Origin of the sequence: Neorhizobium descurainiae (assembly GCF_051400715.1) — a bacterium.
Taxonomy (GTDB): domain Bacteria; phylum Pseudomonadota; class Alphaproteobacteria; order Rhizobiales; family Rhizobiaceae; genus Neorhizobium.
In genome coordinates, this window is record NZ_JBLFFK010000029.1 from 58,200 (window position 1) to 66,127 (window position 7,928).

At 63.2% G+C, this 7,928-nt stretch carries 4 protein-coding genes and 3 pseudogenes; 1 reads left to right on the plus strand and 6 read right to left on the minus strand.

All coding sequences use genetic code 11. From position 1 onward, the window contains the following. Window positions 1-12 precede the first annotated feature (12 nt). Genes ACMGE0_RS30295 through ACMGE0_RS30305 form a run of 3 tightly spaced genes read right to left on the minus strand, consistent with a single transcriptional unit; the run spans window position 13 to window position 5,193 of the window. Window positions 13-2,025 (minus strand): hydantoinase B/oxoprolinase family protein, encoded by a 2,013-nt coding sequence (locus tag ACMGE0_RS30295; protein WP_436819597.1) that lies wholly within the window; start codon window positions 2,023-2,025, stop codon window positions 13-15. Next, window positions 2,022-4,079, minus strand: coding sequence for a hydantoinase/oxoprolinase family protein (locus ACMGE0_RS30300; RefSeq protein ID WP_436819598.1), 2,058 nt, complete (start codon window positions 4,077-4,079; stop codon window positions 2,022-2,024). The genes ACMGE0_RS30295 and ACMGE0_RS30300 overlap by 4 nt, the downstream gene beginning before the upstream one ends. A 16-nt stretch (window positions 4,080-4,095) precedes the next feature. Next, window positions 4,096-5,193 (minus strand): ABC transporter ATP-binding protein, encoded by a 1,098-nt coding sequence (locus ACMGE0_RS30305; RefSeq protein ID WP_436819599.1) that lies wholly within the window; start codon window positions 5,191-5,193, stop codon window positions 4,096-4,098. A gap of 215 nt (window positions 5,194-5,408) precedes the next feature. Between ACMGE0_RS30305 and ACMGE0_RS30310 the strand changes: the two genes are divergently transcribed. Next, window positions 5,409-6,386, plus strand: a complete 978-nt coding sequence (locus tag ACMGE0_RS30310; protein WP_436819600.1) for a LacI family DNA-binding transcriptional regulator — start codon at window positions 5,409-5,411, stop codon at window positions 6,384-6,386. 96 nt (window positions 6,387-6,482) lie between these two features. Here ACMGE0_RS30310 and ACMGE0_RS30315 read toward each other — a convergent pair. The 3 pseudogenes from ACMGE0_RS30315 to ACMGE0_RS30325 form a co-directional block, all read right to left on the minus strand. Then, window positions 6,483-7,209, minus strand: a pseudogene (locus ACMGE0_RS30315) (GSU2403 family nucleotidyltransferase fold protein); the annotation flags it as partial. 233 nt (window positions 7,210-7,442) lie between these two features. Continuing rightward, window positions 7,443-7,751, minus strand: a pseudogene (locus ACMGE0_RS30320) (methyl-accepting chemotaxis protein); the annotation flags it as partial. A 6-nt stretch (window positions 7,752-7,757) separates the two neighbouring features. Beyond that, window positions 7,758-7,928: pseudogene (locus ACMGE0_RS30325) on the minus strand (nucleotidyltransferase); the annotation flags it as partial.

The following is a 7,928-nucleotide window of genomic DNA, read 5'->3' on the forward strand; positions in this document are numbered from 1 at the left end:
CTCCAAAGCTTTCTACGAGGTGGTGGCAGGCTTGTTGGTTGATGCGCGGAGGCTGCTCGCGGCAGCCTCCAATTGCTGGCGTGCGGCGTCAACGGCACTCTGGCTGGCCGCGACGCGGGGAAAGCCCTCGGGCAACCCCGCCAAGACGGCATCGAAGATTTCGCGGCGGCGGCGCTGCCGCACGGCGTTGGGCAGCATGACGAGCGACCGGTTGAGGCTGTCCATCACTTCGGCGGGGAAGGCCTCGTCCCAGCGCTCGCGCTCGACACCCTGAGCATTGGCGGACGTGCTTGCCACCATATCCCTGCGCAGGCTCTCGGTCTTCATCGCATCGACGGAACCGTCGACAATCACCACGCCGTAATCGCGCGCCGCAGCCTCGACGGTGACGAAACCGTTGACGACGTCCTTCAGCACGGCTTGCGGATCGCGGGCCGCAGGATCACCCCAGCCGCCGGCGCCGGGTGTGAGAAACGTCACCGTATCCCCTGCATTGACGGTCAGCACGTCGATCTTGCCGAGATGGCGCTCCTGCGGCGTCCCTCGGTTGACGATCAACTGACCAGGCATGCCGGGCTTGCCGCCGTTGGAGCCCCAGGCACGAAACATAAGGCGTTCGAGACCGCGACCGAGAACGTTGGAATCGTCGGTCAGCACGCGGAAGGTCAGTTCCATGCCGCAGCCGCCGCGCCATTGACCGGCCCCTCCGGAATCGGGCCGCAAGGCGTAGGCGGCGATCTCGATGCCGAGTTCGGCTTCCACCGTTTCCACCGGGTTGTTGGCGAGGTTGGAAATGCCGCTGTCGCGACCGTCGACGCCGTCCCGTCCCTTGCGGGCGCCGGTGCCGCCGATCATCGGTTCAATCACCTGTACGCGCCGGCCGCCGTGGCCGTCTGGCTCCGCCATGACCACCGGGATCACAGTCCCCGAGGATGCGGCCGGCATCACGTCCGGCAGAGCCTTGCCGAATGCGCCGTTCAGCACATCGTTGACACGGATGGCAGCCGCGTGGCGGACGCCGGTCGCAGCCGGCTCCTGCGGGTTGACCAGGCTGCCCAGAGGCGCCGTGATGCGCACCGGCGCCAGCATGCCGACATTGAGCGGCGTCGTCGGGTCGAGCGTGTTGACGAGCGCAAGCACGCGCAGCGTGAGCCAGGCATGGGGACGGCCGCGCGAGGGAATGTTCATCGCGGTCGCGACCTGCGGATCCGTACCGGTGAAATCTAGATGGACCTCGCCATCTTCGAATGTCGCCGAAAGCGCGATGCGAACCGGCAGGCGGCTGGCCGCGTCGTCGTCGAGATAGTCGGAGAAGCTGTAGGTGCCGGGCGGCACGCGCTTCAGCACCGTGCGCGCCTTCTCGGCCGAATAGGCAACGAGATCGACGGCGGCGGTGGCGACCGTCTCGGCCCCATGCTGCGCGATCGTCTGCTCCAGCCTCCGGCGCCCGGCCGCAAGCGCTGCCAGCATGGCGCGGATGTCGCCCATGTTGGCGTCCGGCGTGCGGCTGTTGGCGTTGAGGAAGAGCTGAACGTCCAGGTTCATCTCCCCCTTCTTCATCAGCTTGACCGGCGGAATGCGCAGGCCTTCTTGGAAGATCTCCGTGTTGATCGGCGAGATGCTCGAGGGCACGCGCCCGCCGACATCCGAGCAATGAACGAAGCACCAGCCGTAGGCGACGATCTCGCCGTCGTGGAAATAGGGCTCGATCATGTGCAGGTCCGGCAGATGCGTCGCCAGCCCTTCGGACCGATAGGGATCGTTGGTCAGGATGACGTCACCGGGTTCAAGCGGGCCGACGGCTGCGATCGCGGGGGCGCATTCCAGACCGACGAAGCCGGACACGCCGATCGACCTCGGGTAAGCGAAGAAGCGACCATCAAGCCCGGCGAGCGCACACGCGAAGTCCGCAGTCTCCTTCACATAAAGCGTCCGACCAGTGCGCTGCAGCGTCAGGCACATTTCCTCGCTGACGGCAGCGAGCTTGTTGCCGAGAATGGCGAGCGTGACGGGATCAAGCTTCATTGCGCATGTCTTTCAAGATGAAGGTTACCAAGAGCATCGGCGCGTGCCGACCAGCCGGGCAGAAGCACCGTCGTCGTATCGTCCTGTTCGATGATCGCCGGACCGAGGAGGCGATCGCCGCCGCCCAGCGCGTTGCGGTCATAGACACCGGCCGTGACCCATTGGCCGAAGCGGAAGATCTTGCGTTCCCCCTTGCGGACCGGATTGCCGTTGCCCGCAGGAATCTCGGGCTGCTCGATGTTTTCTGTGACGCCCACCACGGCGAGCCGCACGGTACCGAGTTCGACCTCCGTCTGGGTGTCGCGGAAGCCGTAGATGCGCTCGTGCTCCAGGTGGAACGCTTCCGAGATCGAAGCGGCATCGCGGCAGTTCTCGTCCAGCTTGACGCGCAGCTCATAGGCCTGGCCGGCATAACGCATGTCCGCACCCCTTTCGAACCGGCGGGTCTGGCTGGCCTCACCTTCGCGGTCCAGCCACGCACTGCCTTCCGTTTCCAGCTCCTTCAGTACGTTGAGCATCAGGGCTGCGCTTGTGTCGTCCACGGTCCGCCTCAGGCTGCGCACGAAATCTCGTCGAAGGTCGGCGGCCGCAGCGCCAAGGGCGCAGAACGTGCCGGCAGCCGGCGGGATGACGACGCGACCGATGCCGGTCTCCGCAGCCAGAAGGTTGGCGTGCGTGGGGCCTGCTCCGCCGAAGGGTACCAGCGCGAACGCGGCTGGATCGAGGCCACGCGCAGCGAGCGTCTTGTAGAGTTCCGCCGCCATGCCGGCGGTGGTGACGGCGAGAGCGCCCTCGGCAGCGAGTGCGGCACCGTCTTCGCCTGATAGTCCGATGCGCTGACCGACCTCTGCAAGCGAAGCACGCGCCGCATCCACGTCGAGCTTCATCCGTCCGCCGAGGAAGCCGGCAGGATCGATATAGCCAAGCGTCAGATAGCAGTCGGTGACCGCCGGCTGGATCCCGCCCCTTCCGTAGGAAACCGGGCCTGGCATGGCACCGGCGCTCTGCGGGCCGACCTTCAACAGGCCGTGCGCGTCGACCCACACGATCGAGCCGCCGCCCGCGCCGATCGCCGAGACGTCGACCACGGGGAGAACAAGCGGTAGACCGCCGATGTCGGTGCGCGTCGCAAGTTCGGCCGAGCCTGCCTGGGCCACGGCGATATCCGAAGAGGTGCCACCCATGTCAAAGGTGATGATGGAGTTGACTTCCGCAGCCTCGGCGAGCCGGGCCGCCGCCATCACGCCCGAGGCCGGGCCGGACAGAATAGTTTCGACCGGACGCTCGTCGGCTGACGCCAGGCTGAGCGAGCCGCCGTTGGAGGCCGTAACCAAGATCGGCGCAACGACCCCGTCCCGCTCCAACCCCTTCTTGAGTCCTGCGAAATACCGCTGCATGAGCGGTTGGATGTAGGCGTTGAGGCAGGCAACGAGCGTGCGCTCATATTCACGGATCTCGGGCCAGATCGCCGCCGCCGAAGTGATCGAAAGTCCCCCGGTCTTTTCGGAAAGCTGTTTCGCCATGCCGATCTCGACCGAAGGCGCCGTATAGCCGTTGATCAGCACGAGAGCCGCAGCATCGACGCCAAGCGCCTTGAGCTCTGAGGCGACCCGCTCCAGCTCGGCATCGTCAGCCGCCTTAGTGACGTCACCTACGGCCGAAAGGCGTGCGTCGATCTCCACGATCCGCAACCGCGGCACCAGCGGTTCTTCCTTGCTGGCATGGAAATCGAAGGACGACGGCATGCGGCTGCGGGCGATCTCGAGGATATCGCGATAGCCCTTGCTGACGACCAGCGCGATAGTCGCGCCGCGGCGCTGGATGATCGCGTTGAGGCCGATTGTGGTGCCGTGCATCAGCGTCGCGACATCTGCCGATGTCAGTCCCGCCTTCTGGAGCAGGGACCGCAGACCCTCGATCAGTGCACGCGACGGGTCATCCGGCGTCGAAGGCTCCTTGTAGTAGGTCAGGCTGCCGTCATTCGGGTTGGACAGCACGAAATCCGTAAACGTGCCGCCGACGTCGATCCCGATGCGCGCACCGCTCTTCTGCATGATCGTCACTCTTCATTTACTCCGCGCTTACGATGACGCCGTCCTGCGGCGCCCAGTCGAGCGTCACGGCCTGGCCGAGATGGTAGGTTGTCGAACCGAGCGGCCCGTCGGCTTGCCGGTAGACGAAAAGCTCGCGGCCGAGAGCCGGAACCTCGACCTGATAGGCCGCATAGTTTCCGCGAAACACCGCGCCGACGACGCGTGCTGCAAAGCCGCCGGAACCCTCACCCAACCTTAGCGCCATCCGCTCCGGACGGACCGAAAGAACAAGCGACTGGCCGGGTTTATTCGGTTCGGGAAGATGAAGGCTTACCGGTCCCTGAGAGCCGGAGACGAGGAGGCTCGATCCGTCGTTGCCGACGGTGCCTTCGAATATGTTGGAGGCGCCGAGGAATTCCGCCACGAAGCGGCTGTTCGGCCTGTCATAGATGCTGGCCGGGGCGCCGATCTGCAGGATGCGGCCACCGTTCATCACCGCGACCTTGTCGGCCATGGACATGGCCTCCTCCTGATCGTGGGTCACCAGCAGAGCCGTGATCCCCAGCCGCTGCTGCATGCCGCGAATCTCGAACTGCATGCTTTCGCGCAGCGACTTGTCGAGCGCCCCGAGCGGCTCGTCGAGAAGCAGGACCTTGGGATTAACGACGAGCGAGCGCGCCAGGGCGACACGCTGCTGCTGGCCCCCGGACAGCTTCGAGGGATAGACGTCGCCCCTGCCCTGCAATTGCACCAGATCGAGCATCTCGCTGATCTTGGCGTCACGGGCGGCCTTCGCGATTCCCGCCATCCGCAGGCCGAAGCCAATGTTCTCGGCGACCGTACGATGGGGAAAGAGGCTGTAGTTCTGGAACACCATCCCAAGCCGGCGCTTGTGCGGCGGAAGCCGGGAAACATTCTCGTCGCCGATCCGGACGGTGCCTGCGTCCGGTGTCTCGAACCCGGCGACCATGCGCAAGGTCGTGGTCTTGCCGCAGCCCGAGGGACCGAGCAAAGCAACGAGTTCTCCACCCTGCACATGCAGATCGAGGTTCTTGACGGCTTCGACTTTGCCGTAGGATTTATGGATCCCTGTCAGCAACAGCCCACTTCCGGCCTCGCGCCCCGCTACCGCCATGAATGGTTCCCGAGTTTGCCTATGCCTAAGAAGATCAGCAAAATTGCGTTCCCATACGTCATTTGTAGCGCTACAGTATTCTGCACATGAGCTGTGTCAAGGATAGCTTTCCTCATTTTGCCGCCATTTGTAGCAGTGCATATTTGCTAAGCACTGCGTTGAAGGATTGGGCCTAATCACCCATGACAAAGTCACGATCGGACGAAACAGTGACAATGCAATCGGTCGCAGCGGCGGCCGGCGTTTCCCCGATGACAGTGTCGAACACCTTCCGCTATCCGGAGCGGGTCCAGGGAGAAACGCGCCGCCGTGTCCTGCAGATCGCGGCCGAGCTGGGATATGTGCCAAATCACGCCGCCGGCAATCTCGCCTCCGGTCAGAGCCGCGTCATCGGCGCGGTCATCCCTTCGATCAAGAACTCAAGCTTTTATAACTATGTCCGCGGCATGCAGGACCATGTTGCGACCGAAGGATATCAGCTTATTCTGAAATTGGCAGATACCCTTAGCCAGGAGGCCTCTGCCATCCGGACCTTCGTCGGGCTGCGCGTCGCGGGCATCGCGCTGGTGGGCAATGAGCACGAGAACGATGTGCTAACCCTTTTGCGGAAAACGGGGGTGCCCGTTGTGGAATCCTGGGTTCATCACGATCCGTTCGACATGGCCGTCGGTTATTCGACGGCAAATGCGACTCGCGCGATAACCAATCTGCTGATCGGACGGGGATATCGCCGGATTGGCTTTGTAGGCTATCAAGGCGATGTCTCGCATCGCTTCACCGAGCGCGTGCCTGCTTTCCGCGAGGCAATGGAAGAGGCGGGGCTTGCCAGCGAGAGAGTTTTCCTTGTCGATCAGACTGATGGCTTCGGCGCCGGGCCGAAGGCACTTGAGGGCCTTTGCCGGATCGATCCGAAGCTTGATGCTATTATTTGCCCGACAGACATTGTTGCCGCCGGGGTCTTGTTCGAGTGCGGGCGCCGGGGCTGGAAGGTACCGGAACGGCTCGCGGTTGCCGGGTGGGGCGATTACGAGATTGCTTCGGAGATCACGCCTGGGATCACCACCGTGCAGCCTCATGCCTATGAAATGGGCCAACACGCAATGTCGCTGATTATTCAGCGGACAACAGGTAATAGTCGACAGAATACGATCATCGATTCCGGATTTCATATCGTCAGACGAGCGAGTGCATAGTGTCAAAGGTCTTGAGCGGACCCGAACTCTCGGCTCCCTATTTGGTCTTCGTCACTTCGTCTCAAATCAACTGCTTGGCTTTCGATTCGAGGACACCTATTCGCCAAACGGAAGTTCAATATCGTCGCGGTTTCTCTTTTGCGCCCTCGACCAGGACATTTTTGAACCGCTCGGCATCTGGTGCCGACAGCATCCCAGCCCAGGTTCGGATACCGTCTTGCCACGCAGGCCCGCGCTCCCATACTTCGTTGTAGACGAGTGCCAGGTCCGCAGATCGCCTTGTTTGCTGCAGGGCTTCAAGAGCAACGCAGCTTGGCGGATATCCTTCTCTCGCTTCACCGGACCCTGCCCGTCAGTGTGTCGGCGGCTGGCGACGATGAGCTTGTGGACGGATCAGGGACGACGACCGGGAGACCGCTTCGGTGGAGCAGCATTGTCCTGACTGGTTCCCTGATGAGGAAGTCGAGAAAGCGCGGTGGATCCGCGCTGGCACCACCGAGGGCGGGCATCTTCGCCGGCTGGTCGATGTAGTCATCCGAACCACGGTTCGACGTCAGGAATTCAACTCGGTAGCCGTCGGCATTCCGAATGCCGACGGGGCCGCGGATCCCGATCGATGTGGAACTGGCCGGAAGCTGGCATCGACGCCTTGCAGCAACCCCACGATCGAAGGCAGACTGTCTTCAACCTCCCGGCTGACGGCATAGTCCTGGGCAATGTCCGCGTCGCCGGTCAGTATTGCCGCCATAGGAAGGCGGATGCCCAGAAGTCCAGAATAGCACTGAAAGGCGACCGTGCCGATGAGAACTCCCCCCAAGCCGAAAGAGATCGGGTCTGCCTGGAGGACCTTGCGAGAACTCGTCACCTCTCGGCCAACGTCAGATGGTCAGCGCATGGCTCACGCCCTCGGCCAATCGGACTTCCGCTTCGCCGACCTTGAGTCTTACCGGAACGGCCTTCTCTATCCTGCCGCCCGATTGGCCTTCGACCTATTCGCACTGGCTGCGACCAGTTGTCGAAAAATACCATCAGTCCGCAGCCACAGGGTGTTGAGCGTCATCGAACTGTCGCAGTAACGGGCACAACGTGATGCCGCGGCTCAACCGTGGCGCGTGCAGTGTGCCGCAGCGCTGAGGAAGCGACAGAGGCTGTCGACTCCAGGCGGAACTTCGAGACGAGCTCGCGCAGCCTGTTCGTTTCGGCTGCAAGAGCTGCGGATGCTGCCGTCGACTGCTCGACCCTCGCCGCGTTCTGCTGCGTCGTCTGGTCCATTGTATTGACCGCCGCGTTGACCTCGGCAAGGCCGGTCGACTGCTCCCCCGCCGCGGCCGCAATGGCGTCCATATGCCGGTTGATGCGAGCCAGTATGGATTACGCGCCTTTGGCTTGCAGTGACTGCAGGTGTTCAGCGCAAACCGCCTTGACCAGGTCCAGCAGGACGGTCGTTCGCTCTCCCAGCCAGGTCAGCGCCTCCGCGCTGATCTCGTAATGTTTGGAATAGCGGGCCTTCACATAGGCTTCGTTGAGCGTGTTGAACCAGGC